Consider the following 21,206-nt stretch of genomic DNA (forward strand, 5'->3'; position numbering starts at 1 on the left):
TTATTTTTAAGCGTTAATAATTTTATCATAAGATTGTTGTACCAAAAATTCTCTTTCCAGGAATTTTCTGCTGTTTTCTCTCATTTCTTCAAAATCATTACTGTCCATTTCTACAAATTTATCTATTGCTTTTATCATCTCCTGAAGATTTGCCGAATGCACGGCTATGCCACAATTATTCTTAACTACATCTGTTCCGATATCTGTAGAAGAGTCTGTAGCTGTAAGGACCGGCAATCTGAACTCAAGATATGAGAGTAAACGAGATGGATAATTCGGGATGGTGAAATCTTTATGCAGAAAGATCAACCCGACATCACAGGACTGTACCAGCAGGTCATACTCAGTTTTTGGAATAGCAGACAAAAGCAAAGCATTTTTGGGGCGGAAAGTATCAAACCACTTCCTCATTTTGCCAAATTCTGTTCCTGAGCCCACTATCACAAAAAATAATCTGTCATCTTCTGATTTAGTTTTTAAGGTTTCTATCACAAAATCAATTCCCTGAGGTTTTCCCAAATTCCCACCATAAATAAAGATTTTCCTATTTTCAGGGATGCCATACTTAGCATGAATTTCTTTATATTGGTAACTCATTTCTTTATTTATAGGTAAGAGCTCAATAGCATTTGGATTTACCTCCAGTTTTTCTTTGGGAATAAAAGGATTATGCTCCATCACAAATTTTAGATTGGCATCAGACATACACCCAATTTTATCTGAAATCAAATATAATTCTTTTTCTTTATTTCTAAAGTAGTTGTATAGTAATCCTTTCTTAGACATCAGCTGCATATCAACAGCATTCTGGGGGAAGATATCCTTTAGGAGCAGATATGTTTTAGCCTGATCTCTTTTTTTGATATATTTAATAAGGTTTGTAAAAGTAATAGGAGGCGTGGCATAAATAATCAGATCAAATTTTACTTCTGGCAAGTGTTTATTGATGGCTCTCAGAAATAGTTTATCGATTGTTAAGGTAGAAATTCCCTTTTCAATAAAGTTCGTTTTCTGGATATTAAGTGTCTTTACATTCAGAAAAACAGTATTCCCTTCTTTTTTCACATTAGTTTTTTGATTTTCGCATCTTTCAACAGGGGAAACTATATACAGGTAATGCCCATGCTGGGAAAATTCCCGCATTAAATCTTGATAAATACCACGTTCTTTTAAGGTATTTATCTTCACTAAGGTAAGAAACATTATATTCATAATTTACTCCAGACTACTCTGTTAACGTAATCGGTATAGCTTACAATAATTCTAACCGTTTTTTCTGACACATTGGGCATAGAATAATCTGCCACAAGTCTGTAGTTTCTATTTTCTCCTGTCTGCTGCTGCTTAAGCTGTACCAATCCCTGCAAAATTCTCTCAGGAGATAATCCCACCATCATAACAGAAGCTTCTTCCATAGCTTCAGGTCTTTCATGTGCTTCTCTGATGTTAAGCGCTCTGAAATTAAGGATTGAGGATTCTTCTGAAATAGTACCGGAATCCGACAGTACAGCATAACTTCTCATTTGAAGAGCATTGTAATCATGGAACCCAAGGGGTTTTAGAAACTGAATTTCAGATCTCACCTGCACCTGCATTTTATCAATCATATTTCTTGTTCTGGGATGAGTTGAAAAAATGATTGGATATTGATATTCTTCTGCAATTGCATTAAGGCTGTTGATGAGTCCTCTGAAATTTTTATCTGAATTAATATTTTCTTCTCTATGGGATGATACTACAAAATACTTTCCTTCTTCAAGATTTAATCTAGTAAGAACATCGGAATTTTTAATTCTGGGAAGATAATGATTCAGAACCTCGTACATCGGGGATCCCGTCTTAATGATTCTGTCAGCAGGAAGTCCTTCTCGCAAAAGGTATTCTCTGGCAATATCAGAGTATGTTAAATTGATATCTGAAATGTGGTCTACAATTTTCCTGTTGGTTTCTTCGGGAACTCTTTGATCAAAACACCTGTTTCCGGCTTCCATGTGGAAAATCGGAATCTGTCTTTTTTTGGCAGGAATAGCACATAAACATGAGTTTGTATCTCCGAGTACTAAAAACGCATCTGGCTTCACTTCCTCGAGAAGCGGATCAATTTTAACCAAAATATTTCCAATTGTTTCTGCAGCTGTTTTTCCTGCTGCTTCCAGGAAATGGTCAGGTTTTCTTAAACCTAAATCGTCGAAAAAGATCTGGTTAAGTTCATAGTCGTAATTTTGTCCTGTATGGACTACAATGTGTTCTACTGCTTCAGAAGTATCTAAAGCGGCTAACACTCTTGATAATCTAATGATTTCCGGCCGTGTGCCCACGACTGTCATTACTTTTAATTTCATCATATGGTTATAAAAAAGTTATTCTTATAAAATGGAGAACTACAAAGGTAAAAAACGCGAGTAAAGTTTGCGAGAACAACCTGTATTTGTTTCTCAATTTTTCATCGTTATTAATAAAAAACGGATAAAAAATGATTAATGAAGCTAAAAACCAGGATAAATAGGCAAATCTATGAGCGTGATTTACTCTTACCAAAAATAAAAATATAGTATTTGTAAAAATAAAAACATTCACTATCCTATGATAAGTGACATCTTTTATCTTTTCAATGAATATAAAATAATAAGAAATTGCCATGATAACCGAACTATAGGCAATCAGATCCCAACGGAATACCTGCTCATCAATATTTTCTATAAAATATTGTGCTCTTTCATCCGGGATTAAGTTGGCAACAGTATGTTCAATTTCAATTCCAAAAAAATAAGAAGCAGGAATTGCCAATCCCCAAATCCAATAGAATTTTCTATCAACTTTGCTTATCAGTCCTGAGAAGATATATACCAATACCGGAAGTCCCAAAGAAAAATGAGATCCAAATGCTAGTAACATGAGTAAAGACTTCCACCATTTGTTTTTAATAAAAACCCCATATAAAAACATGACGGATGCCATCCCCTGTCTGATACCATATACATTATAATTCCAGTAATAAAGGGAAGCTGTATGACAGATAAAAAATAATATCCAGTGCTTTTTAGAAATATGTTTTGATACCAATACCAACAGTGCTACCGATACTAAACCACATAAGATAAAAAAACCTCTCTCATTGGTAATATAAGAGGTAAACAAAATAAAATACCCGAAAAACAAATCCTTATTCGGCATGGGCGAAATACCTTCTACACGTGCTATATCAAAGAATTCCCTATACATTTCGGAGTCTGTGAAACCAGTGATACCTACGGGTCTGAAACCAATAAGGATAACTAAAAACAGAGGAATAAGATAGAAATAGCCTGTATTTCCATCTATACTGAGTAACCGTTTTTTTGAATAACTATCTATCACAACTGCTGTGACCAGCAATGATGTAAACAGATAGAATACAATTGAAAAAGCAACCGGTGTATACATTGATTATACTTTTACGAAATATGTATCAGGATCTTCCGGGTTGAATGCTTCGTTAATCCAAAAAATGGTATAAAGATCTTCATTTCCTATATTCTTAATATTATGGGTATACCAGATAGGCATATCTACATAAGCGGGCTCATCCCCTTTCAGATAAAAATCGAAAATTTCATCAGTATCAATTTTTCGCAACTGGATAAGTGCTTCTCCTTTTATTACTGCGAACCTTTCAATTTTTCTGGTATGAAAATGGTCTCCTCTCGTAATTCCGGGAACTGTTGTAGAGAATGAACACTGACCGCCTATTCCAAGTCTGATCACCTCTACAAAAGCTCCTCTCGGATCTGTATGTTGTGTGAATTTGACAGGATAATGGTTTTTAATATCAAAATAACAACGGAAAGTATTAAACAAGTTCAGATCAAAAGCTGATGTAAGCTGTGGAACCTCACCATTATCAAAATATAATTTTTTATAATTTTCAAGTTTTAACAATACTTCAGAGACTTTATTTACTGAAGTATGCTCTACTTCGTAAAACTCTTTGGAATCTGACGCTTCTATCTGGCCGATGATTTCCTGTACGAGCTCTCCTACGTAGATTAGCTTCACTTCGCCGTCATTATCAATAACAGGGGTTTCACCATGTGTAAGCTTGTAACAGAAGGTGGCAACGAAAGAGTTATAGTTTGGCTTTCCAAAAGGTCCGAAAACATTAGGAATAATCATTCCTGTAAATTTTCCGCCAGCTTTTTTTGCCCAGTCTGCCAAAAGCATTCTTCCTTCTTTTTTCGATTTTCCATATAGATTATCTCTTTCTTCCTGAGAAGATGATGAAAATAAAACATGAGCCTTTGATTCCGTTCGTTCCAAAGAATCTATTAATTTCCTTACGAGTTCAATATTGTTACTGAAAATCACTTCAGGATCCGGATGACGATTCATTGCTGCAAGATGTACAATGACATCACATTGTTTTGCAAATGCATCCAGCTGATCCGGATGATCAAAAAAAGATCTGTCAAACTCAATCCTTTTATACCGCTCAGGCTTTAGCCCCAGTGTATTGTACAGATGTGATCCTACAAAACCGTTTTGTCCGGTTATTCCTATTTTTATCATCATTACATATTTTCAAAATAATCCAGAGGGAAACGATGGTCATCATCAATTTCACCTAAAGAATAATTTACCATTACTAAAAGTTTCGATCCCTTTTCTTTTGCCTGAATTGCAGAGGCATACCCTGCCGGCATATGAAGTACATCCAATTTTTCGTCATTCAACTCAAAAGTAAGAATCTGAAGATCTTTTGAGGGTTCACCCCAGTGATCAATTTTTACCAATTTAATCATAAAAGCTCCCTGGATGGCTGTAAACCAACGTTGTTCTGTCTTATGTCCGGCCCATCCTCTTATATAATCGATATTACTATTCTCAATGCAATATATTCTTTTTATTGCAGAAGCATTATAATTATTATTGAAAAACAGATTTCCTCTTTCATCAGCATATTTTCCACCCTCAATAATTTCCGGATTATTCATTTTTTAGTCCGGATATTGCATTACATCTTCTCCTAATACTTCTTTTCTGATCAAAGGAAGCTTCAAAAGAAGTTTTTTCATTCCTTCAACATCCTGCTGCTTCGTATTATGAGAATGATAATCTTCTATTTTTGAAATGTCTTTCATACCTTCTGAAAAATACTTATCATAATTAAGATCTCTGTTATCTGCAGGAATTCTGTAGAAATCTCCCATATCTTCTGCCTTCAGCATTTCTTCACGTGTACAAAGAGTTTCATAAAGCTTTTCCCCATGTCTTGTTCCAATTACTTTTATCGGACTGCCTGCTTTAAACAATTCTTTAAGAGCCTGAGCCAGATCACCGATAGTTCCTGCCGGTGCTTTATTGACAAATAGGTCTCCAGTATTTCCATTTTCAAAAGCAAATAAAACAAGTTCGACAGCTTCCTCCAATGACATTAAAAATCTCGTCATCTTTGGATCTGTAATAGTAATAGGTTCACCGTTTTTAATCTGTTTAACAAATAATGGAATCACAGAACCTCTGGATGCCATAACGTTTCCGTATCTCGTAAGACAAACTGTTGTATTTTTCAAATTTCTGGAAGCTGCTACTACTACTTTTTCCATCATTGCTTTGGAAATACCCATAGCATTGATAGGATAAGCTGCCTTATCCGTACTCAAACAAATCATTTTCTGAACATGATTTGCTTCAGCTGCATCAATTACATTCTGTGTTCCTTCTACATTGGTTTTTAATGCCTGCATCGGGAAAAACTCACACGAAGGTACCTGCTTCAAGGCTGCAGCATGAAAAACATAGTCTACTCCTCTCATAGCCTGTTCAATACTTCTGTAATCTCTTACATCTCCGATATAAAATTTCAGTTTATCATTTTTAAATTGATTTCTCATATCATCCTGCTTCTTCTCATCACGGGAAAAAATACGGATTTCTTTAAAATGATCGGTATTGATAAATTTTCTTAGAACGGCTGTTCCGAAAGAACCTGTTCCTCCAGTAATTAGTAATACTTTATTTTGAATATTCATGGAAAATTTTTATTATATTATTATAATGACTGATAAAAGAATAGCTGTTCTTAAAATGTTTCTGAGCATTCAGACTCATTCTTTTAAAGTCTTGTTCATTCACGTTACTGATCATTTCTGCAATAGCCTCAGGATCGTTATAATTTACAAAAAAACCTGTTTCTTTATCCAAATTCATATACTGAATGTCTCTGTATTGGGTTGTAATCAGCACACAGCCATTCTTTAATCCTTCTATCAGAGATATAGGCTGCCCTTCTGCATTATAATTGGTGGGTAGAATCAAAAAGTCAGCATTCTTTAAAAGCTGATCTTTGGCTTCACCCTGAACCAACCCTTTATAGACAACATTGTCTTCCAGCTTATTTTCTTTCACAAAATTATGAAAGTAATCTTTTGCTTTTTCAACGCTGTCAAAAGTCACATCATCCGAGTTACTTAAAAAGTTTCCACAGAAATAAACTTGTGGAGAAATATTATATTTTTCTTTAAGAATCAGGGACGAATGCAAAACATCCAGATAGCCTTTACTCTCAATAAGATTAGAAAGATACAGGATCACCGGTCTGGTCGGATTATATTTTTTTTCTATTGACTCGTCGTTATCAAATTCCGGAATTCCATTAGGAACTACCTTTACTTTTTCTTTATAGTTATCTACAAAATCAAAAAGATCAGTATATACTCTGGACAAAACAATAATACAGTCACATTGGTCGTATGTTTTTTTGATTATTTTCTGAAGGAAAGGAGACTGTTCAAGATAGAATGTTTTAAAATTGCCTCCATGCAGGTGGGCTACGATTTTCTTTCCGAATAATGCAGAAATCCAGACAAACATAAAATCTCTGTAAAAGCCCAGTCTGGACTGTGCTACTGCAATGTAGATCATCTTTGACTTACCTATTGTCGTTATATAAAAGTAAATCAGTTTGATGCACGCTGTAAGATATTCCAGTATCTTCTGAAAATTACTGTCGGTATCTACGCTTACTGTGATATACTTGAACGGAATCATTTGCTTTTTCAGTTCGTCCAAAAGCATATCAAAACATATAGACTGACCACTTATATTTTTAGGGGAGGATTTTACTCCCATTAAAACAAATTTCATCTTTGTAGTTTTATATTACCCGGGCTAAAAATTCTGATAATAACAAATACAATTACCAGGGTAATAGAGTTAATAATAATATTAAGGAGACCAATATTCGAAAAGGCAACAGATCCCGAAATAAAGAGTGTATAAAAATAAATATATTTAAATCGTCCTTTCTTACATCCCTGATAGAGAGTATTGGCAATTCCTCCAAGAAGAAAGTAAGCCAATAACAGTCCTATAATTCCAAAGTTCATATAGGCTGCATAATTACCTACAGGAAAGGAAGTCATATAATCATCATCTACACGGTAAGGTTTATCAATAAACCGTTTTTCGTTTGACATTACTGCCAGGTAAAGGCCATCATCTCCTTTTGGTAGCTTACTTACATCGCTTCTTATAATGGGATGCAGTAAAATTTTTACTACATCTACATATCCTTCTCCATACCAGAAGCCATGTCTGTCAAACATATCTATGATAAATAAATACCTATCCAGTCCACTCATATCAGAAAGCAACTGATAAGACTGATAAGAGTTTTCATCTTTAGTTGTCATCACAGATACCAATCCTTCATTATTCCATGCTGCCGTTCCTCTGAATTTTGGGATGATATACATTACTCCGAAGAAAAGTGCCATCAATAAGATGTACTTGGGCTTAAAGAATTGTTTAATAGATGCTGGCTTTTTTATTTGTATAACAATAAAACAGAATATAAGCATGTACAATATCTGAGTACGTCCGCCGGTAAGCAGGGAAGATAACAGGAAGGTAATAAAAAACACTCCCAGGTTGATCTTTTGTACCAAGTTTAACCGGTCTCTTAAAAGATAGAGATATAATATATAATATCCGATAATTTGTTGAGTGAAATAGATATATCCCAGTTTACTTATATTTTCATTTCTATTGATAAAAATTTGAAAAAGATTGTCAAGCTGTAAGGATTTAAAGTTATAAACAGAAAGTAAGTAAAATATAATACTTAATAAAAATAACAAATTCTTACTTTGTCCCACCGTAATAATATCCAGCTTACTAATCAAAGAACTTAACATTTTTTTCAGAAAAGATACAGTCCCTACAATAAAAAAAATAATACAGCCTACATGCAAAAGAATATACTTGAACAGCAAGTTATTTAAATTATCAGTATCAACAGGTGTATAGATAATATCAGGATGTTTCACTATATAGAACATATAGGGAGTAGCCAATACCGAAAAAAACAATATAATATTTATGGGTAAAAGAAAATCATACTTTTCATACCCAAAAAGCCTGTAATTCTTCCTAAAAAAGAAAAATACCAGAGTAAGAAATATTATATATAATATTATAAAAAAAATCATCTAAACTGTTTTAGAATTTTCTCATTGATAGAAAGAAATGCGGGCCATGAATATTTTTCTTCTGCCAGTTTTCTACATCTTGCAGGCATTCCATCCTTTTCAGAAATATTTAATATTTCCAACACTTTTAAAGCTATATTTTTAGGATCTGTAGTAGATATTCCACCTACATTTTCGTTACAATAGGTATCAAGGATCATAAATCTTTCTTCCTCATTATCAGCAAGCATAATGACTGGGACTCCTGAACTGAAAGCTTCAAGTGTTACCAGTCCTAAATTGGGACCGTCCACAGTTTGTAAGTAAAGATCAAACATTGGAATAACTTCATTAACATTATCTATAAATGGTCGCAAAAAGACTTTATCCAATAATTGAAAATCTTTTATCATACCCAGTAGTCTTTCTTTTTCAGGACCTTCTCCATAGATAACACCTATTGTATCTTCATCCTCAATATGTCTGAAGGCTTCTACAAAAAGATCAACCCTTTTTATAGGATAGAGTCTGCAACATATTCCAACAATCCTCTTATTTAGAGGTAAATTAAACTGCTCTCTCTCTTTTTTATCGGCAACATTAAATTTATTAATATCTACAGGGAGCCTGTTGATTATTACTTTCGAAGGATCTACCTTATTTTTTTGCTTTAGCTGTAAAGATAGGTATTCACTCAGTCCGATAAAAATGTCCGTACTTCTATTAGGCAGGTTAGTTTTCCAGATAAATTTTTCTTTGGCATCAGCATTTTCATATACATGCATGGTTATATATATGATTTTAATTTTTTTATTAAAAATTTTTAATAACCAAAAAATCAGTGCAGAATCAGGCTGGCTACAGTATATTGTATCAATATTATGATCCTTAAGGTATTTTTTTACTTTAAAAATCTTTGAAAGCATTTTAAAAGTATTGGTTCTATCAGAATCATCAAACTGATGTATTTTTTTTCTATCAATAGCAGGGAAACGTTCCAGTAAATCCATATTGCATGAAAAAACAGCATAATGCAGATTATCATACTGCTGCTCCAAATTTTCGAATAACTGTGCAGAAAAACTTTCTGCCCCCCCAAAACACAGTGTATTAGAAACAATCAATATGTTATTCATTTCCTTTTAAAATTTGTTTGTTAATAATATACATAGAAATACCAAATAAGCTACCACACCAAAGTATATTATATCCTAAAAAAGCAATTACAGACCCCGTAAGACCAAAATAAAACGTAAACGGATAATATAATAATGCTGCAACAACAATCATAAAGACTGAAAAATACAAGGCCACTTTATTTTTATCCATCACTGTAAATAGGTAATTGTAAGGTATCTGGATGAAATAAACCAAAATTGAAATTAAAGATAGTTTCAATAACCACAAGTGGTTCATATCAAAATTCTTGAAGAGATAATTGATGTAGTCTGAAACAAAATAAGAAATCAATAAAATAATAAGTCCTGCAGCAAATAATGGAATTGCAAGTTTTATTGAATTTATTTTTAGCCTTTGAAGTGACACTTTATACCATTCTACCTGTTTATTAATCAAAAAACTACTGATTGCACTTGTAAAAATAGAAAATATCCCCAGAATAGTAATAATTATACTAAACAGACCAAAATCCTCTGGGCTGCATATCTTTTTTACAATAAATAAATTCAGCTTTGCAGATAATAAGTATATGGTGCTGCTCATTAACAGGGGCAATGTTCTTTTAAAAAGATCAGTCTGATAAGTATCAAGAAATATGATTTTTTTAACAATTCCCTTTTCAAAAAAAAGAAGAATAAAATTGACCAAACACCAGATTATACTGTTTAATAAAAATATATAGCTGATCTGATGGAGATCAAACCCCTTATAAATCCCAAGAATGACAAAGGATATAAGGCTTATATAGTGCATGCTTTTTAATATTGAAAATTTTAAAATTTCCTCCTTAGAAAGCAATGTATAATAATAAGTTTCAGACAAAGAATCGATTCCTCTGGAAACTATCATTAGCAGTACTATTTCGCTGAAAAGGTTTAGTTCCAATAGTACAAATGAAATAATAAATATAGATAATGAAATCAGGATTCTAATGATATATAAAGATATGGCATATTTATCCCTAAGTGCTGTCTTCAGTACAAAATCACGCCGCATAGTTGTTAACAAGGCAACAGCTAAAACACTGGAAACCAACTGCCCCACAGTATTAGCAAATGTAAGTTCTCCAATTTCTGCTAGAGATGCTTTCTTGGAAAAAGAGATCAGGATAACAAAAACTGAAAATCCGGCAATATACTCCGGTGCAGACATCAACAGCATATTTTTGAAAGCTCTAATTTTATGTTTCATAAATCTCCTATTTAGTCTGATTTCTCAGAATATTCCTTTGCAGGATTACCTTTTACCATTTTATTATCTCCAATGTTACCAACCACATTGCTTCCTATACCAATAAGACTTCCATTGCCTATCTTTACTCCATTTCTGAAATTTGAAGAAGCTCCCAAATAGCAGTTCTCTCCGATGATGACATCTCCACAAATAGTATTATTCGCTGCAACCAAGGTATAATCCCCGATTTTAGAATCATGATGAACAACAGTATTAGGGAGAATACAAATATGATTTCCTATTTCTGCGTTTGCAGTAGCTACAACTCCGGCCATAATAAGGACGTTTTTTCCTACCTTTACATTCCTTCCGATAACAGCTTTAGGATGGATAAGTGTTGTAAATCTGTCAGTCTCTATTTCAAGCCCATCAATTATTTGCTTTCTTTTTTTATAAGAATCAGGACTGCCATTGACAGCCAGGACTTTAGCTTCAGGAAATTCCTGAAATGCCTCTCTGCTATAAATTTTAATGCCATACTGTTCCGTTCCGATCATCGAAGGATTATCAGAAATAAAACCTATACAACACTGCTCTTCAGACAGACAGTCTAATGCCTCAATACCAGTCCCGCTATAAGGAAATATTAATATTTCTTCTTTAGTTTTCAATAGATTTAAAGTATTCAGCTGTTCTTAAAATACCTTCTTCAAGATCTACTTTTGCTTCAAAGCCTAAAATTTCTTTTGATTTTGCTACACTTGGGATTCTCATTTCAATGTCAGCACTAAGAGCATCTTTGAAGATGATTTTACTGTTGCTCTTCAGTACTCTGCATACAGATTCAGCTAAACCTAATGTTGTAATAACCGTTCTCTGGTTACCTAGGTTAAAGCTTTCTCCGATAGCTTTCGGATCTTCAATACATCTGATCAGGCAGTCTACAAAATCATCAACAAAGCACCAGGCTCTGATTGCCGTACCGTCTCCATAGATATAGATATCTTCATTTTTAAGCGCTTTTTTGATGAAAATCTGTAAAGCACCTTCCCCGGTTTGTCCAGGACCATATACGTTGAAAGGTCTTACAGTAACCACCGGAAGTTTATGCTGCTTGTAATACGCGTGAGCCAAATGTTCTCCGGCAAGCTTACTTACTGCATATACCCATCTTGCTTCTCCTACGCTTCCTGCAACCGCAGTGTCTTCTTCTCTACTTTTGAAAGCGTGGCTACCAAAAATTTCAGAAGTACTGAAGTCTACAAATCTGTCTTTTATTCCATTTATTTTTGCTGCTTCCAACGCATTCGCAGTTCCGATCATGTTTACGCTCATTGTTCTTACCGGATCTTTGATTACAGTATCAATACCTGCAATACCTGCTGCGTGAACAACAACGTCAGCACCTTTCATGCTTTCTGTTAAAAATGCTAAGTCTAAAACATCTCCTTTGATGACCGTCAAATTCTGGTGATTTGCTAACCCGCTTGAACTTAATGTATCTCTGTGAAAGTTATCATACACCACAATTTTATTATTCTCTATGTAATGTTTAATCAGAGTATTGGCAATAAATCCTGCACCTCCGGTGATAAAAATCGTTTTGTTAGTTATCATTTTAAATAAATTTTTTTTGATTCGTTATATCGTTATATTTTGTTGACTATTTGCGAGATTTTGAAGACTGTATCTTCTGTCAGTTTTTCATACAATGGTAAGGCAATTCCCTTAGAATATGCCCTGTAAGCATTCGGGAACTTTTCTCTATAATCCAGATTGTATTTGTCTGCATAGTATTTCATAGCAGGAATACATTGAGCTCCGTAGTTTGCCCCAATTTTATTACTTCTTAAAAATTCAAGCACTTCATTTTGCTGTAAACTGTCGTCGATTAAGACGTGAAAAGTCTGCCATGTATGGTTTCTTCCTTCAGGCACTACAGGTAATGTGATCTTTGGGTTATTAATTTCCGATAGATACACCTCTGCCAAAGTTTGTTTCATCGTAAGGATATTATCCAGTCTCTGGATCTGGCTGTGAGCCAGTGCTGCCTGAAAGTCTGTCATTCTATAGTTGTATCCTGCTTCTACAAATTCCATTCTGCCATCCTGCATTTCAATACCATGATTTCTAAGTATTCTTATCTTAGCTGAATACCCGGCATTATTTGTTGTCAGAATTCCTCCCTCACCGCTTGTAATACTTTTACGCGGATGTAACGAGAATGAACCGAAATCACCAAATGTCCCTACTTTTTTGTTATTCTGGGTTGCTCCCAAAGCACATGCAGCATCTTCAATAACATACAGATTATGCTCGCGGGCAATATCCATTACACTTTCTATGTCGCAGGCTAAACCAAACTCATGAACAGGGATAATAGCTTTTGTATTCGGAGTAATAACTTCTTTTATTTTATTGACATCAATATTAAATGTATTTTCATCAATATCTACAAAAATACATTTTGCGCCTACCAGTTCCACTACATTAGCTGTAGCCACATAACTGAATGCAGGTACAATGACTTCATCACCAGCACCAATTCCTAATGTAATTAATGCCAGGTGCAAAGTAGAAGTTCCGTTACTCAGAGCTGAAGCATATTCTGCTCCCAAATAATCAGAGAAGAAGGTTTCTAATAAACCAACATTCTCTCCCTGCACCAGCATTCCTGATTTTAAAACATCCACAACACGGTTAATATCTGTTTCATTAATATCCGGGCTTGCCAGCGGAACAAAATTTGACAACATAATTAGTTTTTTAATTGATAAATCCTTTCAATAATATCTACTACTTTCAACCCTTCCAAAGCATTTGTTGTAATAGTATTTCGTCCTTTTAACACGTCTACTACATTTTCAATAATGTAGTGATGGTTGGCTGCAGAGCCTTTGTATGCGCCATAATCATTTCCAGGGTTTGTAGGTGGTAATTCTGGCATTACATAATCTTTCACATTGCATACCTCCACTTTATCCATATATTGGCCGCCAATTTTTATAGCACCGTTCTCTGCAATAATTGTCATTGAACTTTCAAGGTTTTGATTCCATACTGAAGTAGAATAGTTTAATGCTCCCATCCCACCGTTTACGAAATCGAAACTAATAAATCCTGAGTCTTCAAAATCTGTAAGAGTCTGATGATTAAAATCTGCAAATTTTGCCTGTATATTGGTAATATCACCGAAAAGCCAATACATAATATCGATAAAATGAGAAAACTGTGTAAATAATGTTCCTCCATCCAGATTTTTCTTTCCGTGCCATGACTCCGGCTTATAATATCTGTCATCACGATTCCAGTAGCAATTAAGCTGAACCATGTATATTTCACCCAATTTTCCGTTTTCTACCATACCTTTCACCCAAGCAGAAGGTGGAGAGTAACGGTTTTGCATTACCGCAAAAACCTGTTTGTGTTTGTGCAAAGCCTGGAAAATAAGTTTTTCCGCATCCTGCTTGTTCAAAGTCATTGGTTTTTCCACTACAATATGCTTTCCGGCATCAATGGCTTTATAAGATTGTTCAAAGTGGAATCCGTTGGGAGAAGCGATATTGATAACATCTGCTTCTATCCCTGATTTCAAAAATTCATCTAACGATGCAAAGAAAGGAACATCGTAGCTTTCAATTCCTAAAGCAGCTTTATCCTTTATGTCTATAAGAGCTACAAGCTCACATTCTGAATTTCTTGTGATCATCTCGGCATGTCTCTTGCCAATATGTCCGCAGCCCACTACTGCAAATTTTATTTTTTCACTCATTTGCATATTTAAATTTTTGAAACTTTATTATTTTCTAATTTATATTTTTCTCCACTTTCTTCACAAACGGCAATATTATCTGCATCAAACTGAAGTTTATGCCCGAATTCGCTCATCCAACCCATTTGTCTGGCTGGGTTTCCCACTACCAATGCATAATCCGGAACTTCTTTTGTAACCACAGCTCCTGCACCGATAAAAGCGTACTGACCTATATTGTGCCCGCAAACGATAGTTGCATTAGCACCGATGGAGGCACCTTTTCCAACATGAGTCTTCAGATATTCATTTTTTCTGTTTACTGCACTTCTGGGATTTATCACATTGGTAAAAACCATTGAAGGACCTAAGAAAACGTCATCATCACATGTTACTCCTTCATAGATGGAAACATTATTCTGAACTTTTACATTTTTCCCCAAAACGACTTTAGGTGAAATGACAACATTCTGTCCAATATTGCATTTTTCGCCCAAAATGCAACCTGTCATCAGATGTGAAAAGTGCCAAATTTTGGTTCCGTTTCCTATTTGACATCCATCGTCAATAACGGCCGTTTCGTGTGCAAAAAAATCCGACATATCTGCTTTATATTAATTAAAATAATTCTTAATTTCTGTAATAATAATATCCAGTACTTCCTGATCAAATTCTGTATGTACAGGAAGAGAGATTACTTCTTTGCAAAGCTTCTCTGTAACCGGAAGACTAAAACCTTCTTTCACATATTGAAGAAAAGCTTCCTGTTTGTAAAGAGGCAAAGGATAATATATCATACTTGGAATATTCTTTTCTGCCAGATATTTTTGTAATCCATCTCTTTTTCCATTTTTCACTCTAAGGGTATACTGATGAAATACATGGGTAGAATTCGCAGCTCTTTTAGGAGTTTGAATTTCTGATATACCAGCAAGATTGGCATCATAATAATCCGCCATTCTGTTTCTGGAAGCTGAATACTCATCCAAATGTTTAAGCTTAATTTTCAATACTGCAGCCTGAATGGTATCCAATCTTGAGTTACAGCCTAAAACTTTATGATAGTATTTCTTTTCCTGACCGTGATTAGCAATCATTCTGATTTTGAAAGCCAGTTCATCATCATTCGTCATCAATGCACCTCCATCGCCATAACATCCAAGGTTTTTTGACGGAAAAAACGAAGTACATCCGATATGTCCGATAGTTCCCGTTTTTTTTACAGTTCCATCTGAAAATGTATAATCAGAGCCTATTGCCTGAGCGTTATCTTCTATAACAAAAAGGTTGTGTTTTTCTGCAAATTTAAGAATTTGTTCCATATCAGCACTTTGGCCATATAAATGAACAGGAACAATCGCTTTGGTATTGGGGGTAAGATATTTTTCAAGACCTTCCAGCTGTATATCAAAAGTATCTTCATTTACATCTACCATTACAGGTTTTAATCCTAAAAGACCAATAACTTCAGCAGTCGCTACGTAGGTGAAAGCAGGGCAGATTATTTCATCTCCAGGCTGCAGCTTAAAGGCCATCATGGCAATCTGAAGAGCATCTGTTCCGTTAGCACATGGAATCACATGTTTTACTCCCAGATATTTTTCAAAATCCTGTTGAAATTCTTTTACAGCAGGACCATTAATAAATGCAGTATTATCAATACATTCCTGAATACTAATATCTACCTCTTGTTTTATTTTCAGGTACTGACCTTTAAGGTCAACCATTTGAATTTTCATATTTTAGTTTTTTGAGTGGATATAAAGTGTTTTAACTTATAATAAGTTCACTAATTTTATTTCCTATAGAAAGGCAAGATGTAGCCGCCGGAGAAGGAGCATTTCTAACATGAATAATATTTCCGTTTTTCACGATGTCAAAATCATCAATCAATCCTCCATTTCTGTCACAAGCCTGTGCTCTAACTCCTGAACCTCCTGATAAAAGATCATTCTCCTGTATTTCCGGTAGAAGTTTCTGAAGTGCTTTTGTAAATGCAGATTTGGAAAGTGAACGGTACATTTCTCCCATTCCCGTTTTACCATATTTTGCTACAATTTTTCTAAATCCTGGCCATAGCATGGTTTGCATGGTTTCATTGAAATTGAAATCGAAAAAATGGTATCCTTCTTTTTTGAAGGCCAGAACAGCATTAGGGCCGGCTTCAATATTACCGTCAATCATTCTGGTAAAGTGAACACCGAGAAATGGAAAACTGGGGTCAGGTACCGGGTAAATAAGATGTTTTACCAGGTATTTTTTTTCATCCTTGATTTTATAATATTCTCCCCTGAAAGGAATAATGACCACATCATTTTTTTCATTGGTCATTTTGGTTATCTTATCAGAATATAATCCTGCACAGGAAATAAGTTTTTTGGTCTTAAACTCGGAAATATTAGTGCTGACAATAATTTCAGATCCTTTATCAATAATGTTTTTTACTTCATTATTAAATCTTACTTCACCTCCTGATTCTTCAAAAAGTTCTTTTATTTTTTTTGCGATTCCAGGATAGTCGATAATTCCGGTTTGTGGAACTTTAATTGCTTTTACGCCTTCACAGTGGGGTTCAATTTCGCGAAATTCTTCTCTGGAAAGATATTTTAAATCCTGAAGTCCGTTTTCAACTCCTCTTTTATATATATTATCTAAAAGGGGTAATTCTTCCTGTGAAGTAGCTACAATTATTTTTCCGCAAAGATCATATCGTATGCCGTATTTCTCAGCAAAGTTAATAACGGAATTATACCCTTCGATACAGTTTTTAGCTTTAAGGCTTCCCGGTTTGTAATAAATCCCACTATGGATTACTCCACTGTTATGTCCCGATTGGTGCAATGCCACATCGTTTTCTTTTTCCAAAATGAGAATCTTAGAATCAGGATTTTTCAGCTTAGTCTGATAGGCTGTAGCCAATCCTACCAGACCTGCACCAATGATTATAATATCATAGCTCATGATCTTTTATAATCTTGCATCAACCAGATTTCTGTCTAAACATGCTTTGGTATCAAAAACCACTGCATTTTCTTTTTTAAGCAGATCCAGATCCATTTCCAGGAACTCATTATGAGATACTGCAATCACTAAAGAATCATACTTTTTACCTTCCTGAAGAACGTCAAGAATATCAATTCCATATTCGTGCTTTACTTCTTCTTTGCTTGCCCACGGATCATAAATATCAACATTTACTCCGAAATCAGCAAGTTCTCTATAGATATCTACAACTTTAGTATTTCTGACATCCGGACAGTTTTCTTTGAATGTAACTCCTAAAATCAGCGCATTCGAATTTTTGATCACTCCTCCTTTTGCAATCAGAAGCTTCACGACTTTAGCAGCCACAAACTTTGCAATAGAATCGTTTACTCGTCTTCCAGATAAGATCACATCTGGATGATATCCCAGCTGTTCCGCTTTGTGTGCAAGATAATAAGGATCTACGGAAATACAGTGTCCTCCCACCAATCCTGGTTTATACTTAAGGAAATTATATTTTGTTCCTGCAGCTTCCAATACATCATTCGTATCAATACCTACCCTATCAAAGATTAATGCTAATTCGTTAACAAAAGAAATATTAACATCTCTCTGTGCATTTTCAATAGCTTTTGAAGCTTCTGCAACTTTAATACTAGGTGCTTTATGAGTTCCGGCTGTAATGATTTTCTTATATAGATTATCTACTTCTTCGGCAATCTTTTCTGTAGAACCTGAAGTTACTTTTTTAACACTGGTAAGCGTATTTACTTTATCTCCCGGATTAATTCTTTCCGGAGAATAGCCTACAAAAAAGTCTTCATTAAACTTAAGTCCTGAATATTTTTCAAGAACCGGCACACATTCTTCTTCTGTACACCCAGGAAAAACTGTAGATTCATAAATAACAATATCATCTTTTTTAATAATTTCTCCCAACATTTTTGAGGCCGAAATCAATGGATTAAGATCGGGAGCATTATATTTATCAATAGGGGTAGGAACTGTTACAATGAAAACATTAGCTTCAGCAATATCAGATAACTGGCTTGTTGCTTTATAACCTAAAGAGCCATTAGATTCCCTGTATTTTTTCAGTCCGTTATTTAATTTATCAACATCAGCTTCAAGCGTTATATCCTTTCCGTTATTAAGCTGATCAACACGCTGTGTATTGATATCAAATCCAAAGACAGGATAATGATCTGCAAATTCAAGAGATAAAGGAAGACCTACATAACCCTGGCCTATAACCGCTATTTTATATGTTGTTGCCATTAACTAAATTTATTTTTTATTTTTTGAAACCAAGATTGTTCTGTATGCTGGTTATAGCCATAACCGTATTTGTTACTATATCCTAAATTTTCTCTGCTTACATCATTAAGAACAAATCCTACATTTCTGATTTTTTTCTGATCAATATTTCGGTTGGCAAATTCCAATAATGCCTTTTCTGTGTATTTAGATCTGGAAACATAAATGGTTACATCAGAAAGTTCAGCAATAAGGAAAGTATCTGTTACAAGAAGCAATGGCGCAGTATCAAGAATAATATATTCATATTTTTCTTTCAATTCCGTCAGAAGAATTTCATAACGGCCGTTAGATAGCAATTCTGTCGGGTTCGGTGGAATCATTCCTGAATAAATTACATCCAGATAAGGATTAAAAGATGATACATGAATAATGTCTTCAAGTTTAGTATCGTCATTGTAAAGATACTCCGTAAGCCCGGCAAGTCCTTTTCTGGCAGGATTATATCTCTGAAGCTGCGGGTTTCTGATATCAGACCCTATGATAATTGCTTTTTTCTTAGGATTGGCTAATGTTAAAGCCAAGTTTACAGATGTGAATGTTTTCCCTTCTCCTTTTACCGTTGAAGTAACAAATACTATTTTTCCTTTTTTCTCTTTTGAAAGCATGAAATTCATATTGGTAATAAGAATTCTGAATGCTTCCGCCATAGGAGTAATATCATTCATTTTAACAATCTCAGAGTCTCCTTTTTCAAGACTTGGCAGTTCTGCAATAATAGGTGCATGTACCAGCTTTTCAAGATCGTGTTTTGTAACAACCTTATTGTTGAAAATAGTAGATAAATAAATAATCAAAAATGGAATTAAAAGTCCCAAAAACAATGATGAAATAAGGACAATCTTTCTGTTAGGTGCAATAGGGCTTGATGACGCGTATGCTTTATCTATTATTCTTGCTTTAGGAGCAGTAATAGACTCAGCAATTGCTGTTTCTTCTCTCTTTTGAAGTAATAACAAGTATAAATTCTCCTTAATCTGCTGCTGTCTTTCAATACTTCTGAACATTTTTTCAATAGAAGGAAGTTTAGATATTTTATCTGAAACTTTATTCTGCTCACCAAGATATTCATTTCTTGCCAGCTCAAGACCTGTTTTGTTTCTCTGCAAACTCTGCTCAATAGATTGACGCATTGTGTTGATCTGTTTGGTAATATCTACCACTGTTGGGTTTTCTACAGTTGCAGACTCTAAAAACCTGTTTCTCTGAAGAACAAGCTGGTTGTAAGTAGCAATTCCTGCAATAGCTTCAGGGTTTTTCAGTCCTACATTGGAAGGTAAAGCCTGATACTGGCCCTGTTTATTTACAAAACTGATCAAAGCATTAGTAAGTTCCAGCTGCGCATCTACATCAAGCTGTTTTTCTCTTGCTGCGGCAGAACTTTCCAGGCTTATTTTTGCTTCTGTTTCAAGATCTGTAAGGTTATTTTTGGATTTAAATATTTCTTTTTGACTTTCTACATCCCCAAGTTCTCCAGTAAGTCTTTTAATTCTGTCTTCAATAAAGTCCAATGTCTTTTTAGATTCAGAATTCTTATCTAAAATAGCGTCATTGTTATATGCTACAACCAAAGCATTAAGTACATCTTCCGCTTTTGTAATTTGTGGATAGCTCATATCCAATTTTAATACAGTAGCATCCTTATTAATTAAGCTAACCGCAAGCATGCTTTGCAGCATGTCTACTTTTGCATCTACTGTTGAAATGTAAAGTTCAAGATCATTCAGATTTACTTTTTTTAAAGCAGCCGGATTATATTTATCATTTTTAGTGATAATAATATTGGCAAAGGGAAGACCTATTGTCTTACCATAACCGGTAATAATTTCTTTTTGAGGTTCGTCTGTACTTACTATTAGTTTTTCCCCCTCTATTTTTAGCAGAACAGGAGTAGAAATCCCCCCCGGTTTTTCATTAATTACCCTTACTTCAATCGGTGAGGTATCTTTATAGAGTTCAATTTTTCTAAGTTTAGACTTTGCAAAAATATCGGTCTGAAGGTTTTTATTAATGACTACTTCTTTCATTAGTCTTTTTGACTTCAGCATCTCAATTTCATTAGCAATACTGTTTGTTTTCAGACCACCTAAATTCGAAAAGTCTGGTAAAACACCCAAATCATTATTTATGGGAGACGAGGAGTTTTTAGCATCTTTTACAAGTACTGTTGTCTGTACATTGTAAACAGGAGTCATAAACTTCAATGCAATATAGCCAATTACCAAAGCAATAAAGGCACTCAGAGCAAACCACGGCCATTTTCTTAAATAGGGCTTTACTATTTCATTAATATCAATATTCCTTGAACTATTTTCTACTTCTAAAGGTGCTGAAGACTGTTGGGTGTTCATTAA

The 21,206-nt window shown here is 34.4% G+C and carries 19 protein-coding genes; all 19 read right to left on the reverse strand.

Annotated elements, in window-relative coordinates; all coding sequences use genetic code 11:
* Window positions 1–6 precede the first annotated feature (6 nt).
* The 19 genes from JNG87_RS00220 to JNG87_RS00310 are packed head-to-tail and all read right to left on the reverse strand — an operon-like array spanning window position 7 to window position 21,203.
* Window positions 7–1,212 (reverse strand): glycosyltransferase family 4 protein, encoded by a 1,206-nt coding sequence (locus JNG87_RS00220; protein ID WP_202841011.1) that lies wholly within the window; start codon window positions 1,210–1,212, stop codon window positions 7–9.
* The gene (wecB, locus tag JNG87_RS00225) at window positions 1,209–2,345 is read right to left on the reverse strand and encodes a non-hydrolyzing UDP-N-acetylglucosamine 2-epimerase (RefSeq protein ID WP_202841013.1); all 1,137 of its coding nucleotides are present in this window, start codon (window positions 2,343–2,345) and stop codon (window positions 1,209–1,211) included. The genes JNG87_RS00220 and wecB overlap by 4 nt, the downstream gene beginning before the upstream one ends.
* A gap of 4 nt (window positions 2,346–2,349) precedes the next feature.
* The gene (locus JNG87_RS00230) at window positions 2,350–3,423 is read right to left on the reverse strand and encodes an EpsG family protein (protein WP_202841015.1); all 1,074 of its coding nucleotides are present in this window, start codon (window positions 3,421–3,423) and stop codon (window positions 2,350–2,352) included.
* Between the two features lie 3 nt (window positions 3,424–3,426).
* Window positions 3,427–4,545, reverse strand: coding sequence for an NAD-dependent epimerase/dehydratase family protein (locus JNG87_RS00235; RefSeq protein WP_202844137.1), 1,119 nt, complete (start codon window positions 4,543–4,545; stop codon window positions 3,427–3,429).
* Between the two features lie 2 nt (window positions 4,546–4,547).
* The gene (locus JNG87_RS00240) at window positions 4,548–4,970 is read right to left on the reverse strand and encodes a WxcM-like domain-containing protein (protein WP_202841016.1); all 423 of its coding nucleotides are present in this window, start codon (window positions 4,968–4,970) and stop codon (window positions 4,548–4,550) included.
* A gap of 3 nt (window positions 4,971–4,973) precedes the next feature.
* Window positions 4,974–6,008, reverse strand: a complete 1,035-nt coding sequence (locus JNG87_RS00245) for a polysaccharide biosynthesis protein (RefSeq protein WP_202841017.1) — start codon at window positions 6,006–6,008, stop codon at window positions 4,974–4,976.
* The gene (locus JNG87_RS00250) at window positions 5,992–7,122 is read right to left on the reverse strand and encodes a glycosyltransferase family 4 protein (protein WP_202841018.1); all 1,131 of its coding nucleotides are present in this window, start codon (window positions 7,120–7,122) and stop codon (window positions 5,992–5,994) included. Before JNG87_RS00250 ends, JNG87_RS00245 begins: the two co-directional genes overlap by 17 nt.
* Window positions 7,119–8,468: an O-antigen polymerase gene (locus JNG87_RS00255; RefSeq protein WP_317193488.1), complete on the reverse strand. Its 1,350-nt coding sequence runs from the start codon at window positions 8,466–8,468 to the stop codon at window positions 7,119–7,121. Before JNG87_RS00255 ends, JNG87_RS00250 begins: the two co-directional genes overlap by 4 nt.
* Window positions 8,465–9,583 carry a glycosyltransferase family 4 protein gene (locus JNG87_RS00260; protein WP_202841020.1) on the reverse strand — a complete coding sequence of 373 codons (1,119 nt, stop codon included), beginning with the start codon at window positions 9,581–9,583 and terminating at the stop codon, window positions 8,465–8,467. Before JNG87_RS00260 ends, JNG87_RS00255 begins: the two co-directional genes overlap by 4 nt.
* A complete protein-coding gene (locus JNG87_RS00265) occupies window positions 9,576–10,817 on the reverse strand; it encodes a hypothetical protein (RefSeq protein WP_202841022.1) in 1,242 nt (413 codons plus the stop codon). The genes JNG87_RS00260 and JNG87_RS00265 overlap by 8 nt, the downstream gene beginning before the upstream one ends.
* Window positions 10,818–10,828: 11 nt before the next feature.
* A complete protein-coding gene (locus JNG87_RS00270) occupies window positions 10,829–11,470 on the reverse strand; it encodes an acetyltransferase (RefSeq protein ID WP_202841024.1) in 642 nt (213 codons plus the stop codon).
* Window positions 11,460–12,416 (reverse strand): NAD-dependent epimerase/dehydratase family protein, encoded by a 957-nt coding sequence (locus JNG87_RS00275; RefSeq protein WP_120232066.1) that lies wholly within the window; start codon window positions 12,414–12,416, stop codon window positions 11,460–11,462. The genes JNG87_RS00270 and JNG87_RS00275 overlap by 11 nt, the downstream gene beginning before the upstream one ends.
* Window positions 12,417–12,448: 32 nt before the next feature.
* Window positions 12,449–13,555 (reverse strand): DegT/DnrJ/EryC1/StrS family aminotransferase, encoded by a 1,107-nt coding sequence (locus JNG87_RS00280; protein ID WP_202841026.1) that lies wholly within the window; start codon window positions 13,553–13,555, stop codon window positions 12,449–12,451.
* A 2-nt stretch (window positions 13,556–13,557) separates the two neighbouring features.
* The gene (locus tag JNG87_RS00285) at window positions 13,558–14,571 is read right to left on the reverse strand and encodes a Gfo/Idh/MocA family protein (RefSeq protein WP_202841029.1); all 1,014 of its coding nucleotides are present in this window, start codon (window positions 14,569–14,571) and stop codon (window positions 13,558–13,560) included.
* An 8-nt stretch (window positions 14,572–14,579) separates the two neighbouring features.
* Complete coding sequence (locus JNG87_RS00290) at window positions 14,580–15,152, reverse strand: acyltransferase (protein ID WP_202841031.1); 573 nt, start codon at window positions 15,150–15,152, stop codon at window positions 14,580–14,582.
* A 12-nt stretch (window positions 15,153–15,164) separates the two neighbouring features.
* A complete protein-coding gene (locus JNG87_RS00295; RefSeq protein ID WP_202841033.1) occupies window positions 15,165–16,289 on the reverse strand; it encodes a DegT/DnrJ/EryC1/StrS family aminotransferase in 1,125 nt (374 codons plus the stop codon).
* Window positions 16,290–16,320: 31 nt separating this feature from the next.
* The gene (gene lhgO / locus JNG87_RS00300) at window positions 16,321–17,511 is read right to left on the reverse strand and encodes an L-2-hydroxyglutarate oxidase (RefSeq protein ID WP_202841035.1); all 1,191 of its coding nucleotides are present in this window, start codon (window positions 17,509–17,511) and stop codon (window positions 16,321–16,323) included.
* 6 nt (window positions 17,512–17,517) lie between these two features.
* On the reverse strand, window positions 17,518–18,813 hold the full coding sequence (locus tag JNG87_RS00305; protein WP_202841036.1) for a nucleotide sugar dehydrogenase: 1,296 nt from the start codon (window positions 18,811–18,813) through the stop codon (window positions 17,518–17,520).
* Entirely contained in the window at window positions 18,813–21,203 is a 2,391-nt protein-coding gene (locus tag JNG87_RS00310; RefSeq protein ID WP_202841038.1) for a GumC family protein, read from the reverse strand. Before JNG87_RS00310 ends, JNG87_RS00305 begins: the two co-directional genes overlap by 1 nt.
* Window positions 21,204–21,206: the final 3 nt, after the last annotated feature.

It is taken from the genome of Chryseobacterium cucumeris (genome assembly GCF_016775705.1).
Lineage (GTDB): Bacteria > Bacteroidota > Bacteroidia > Flavobacteriales > Weeksellaceae > Chryseobacterium > Chryseobacterium cupriresistens.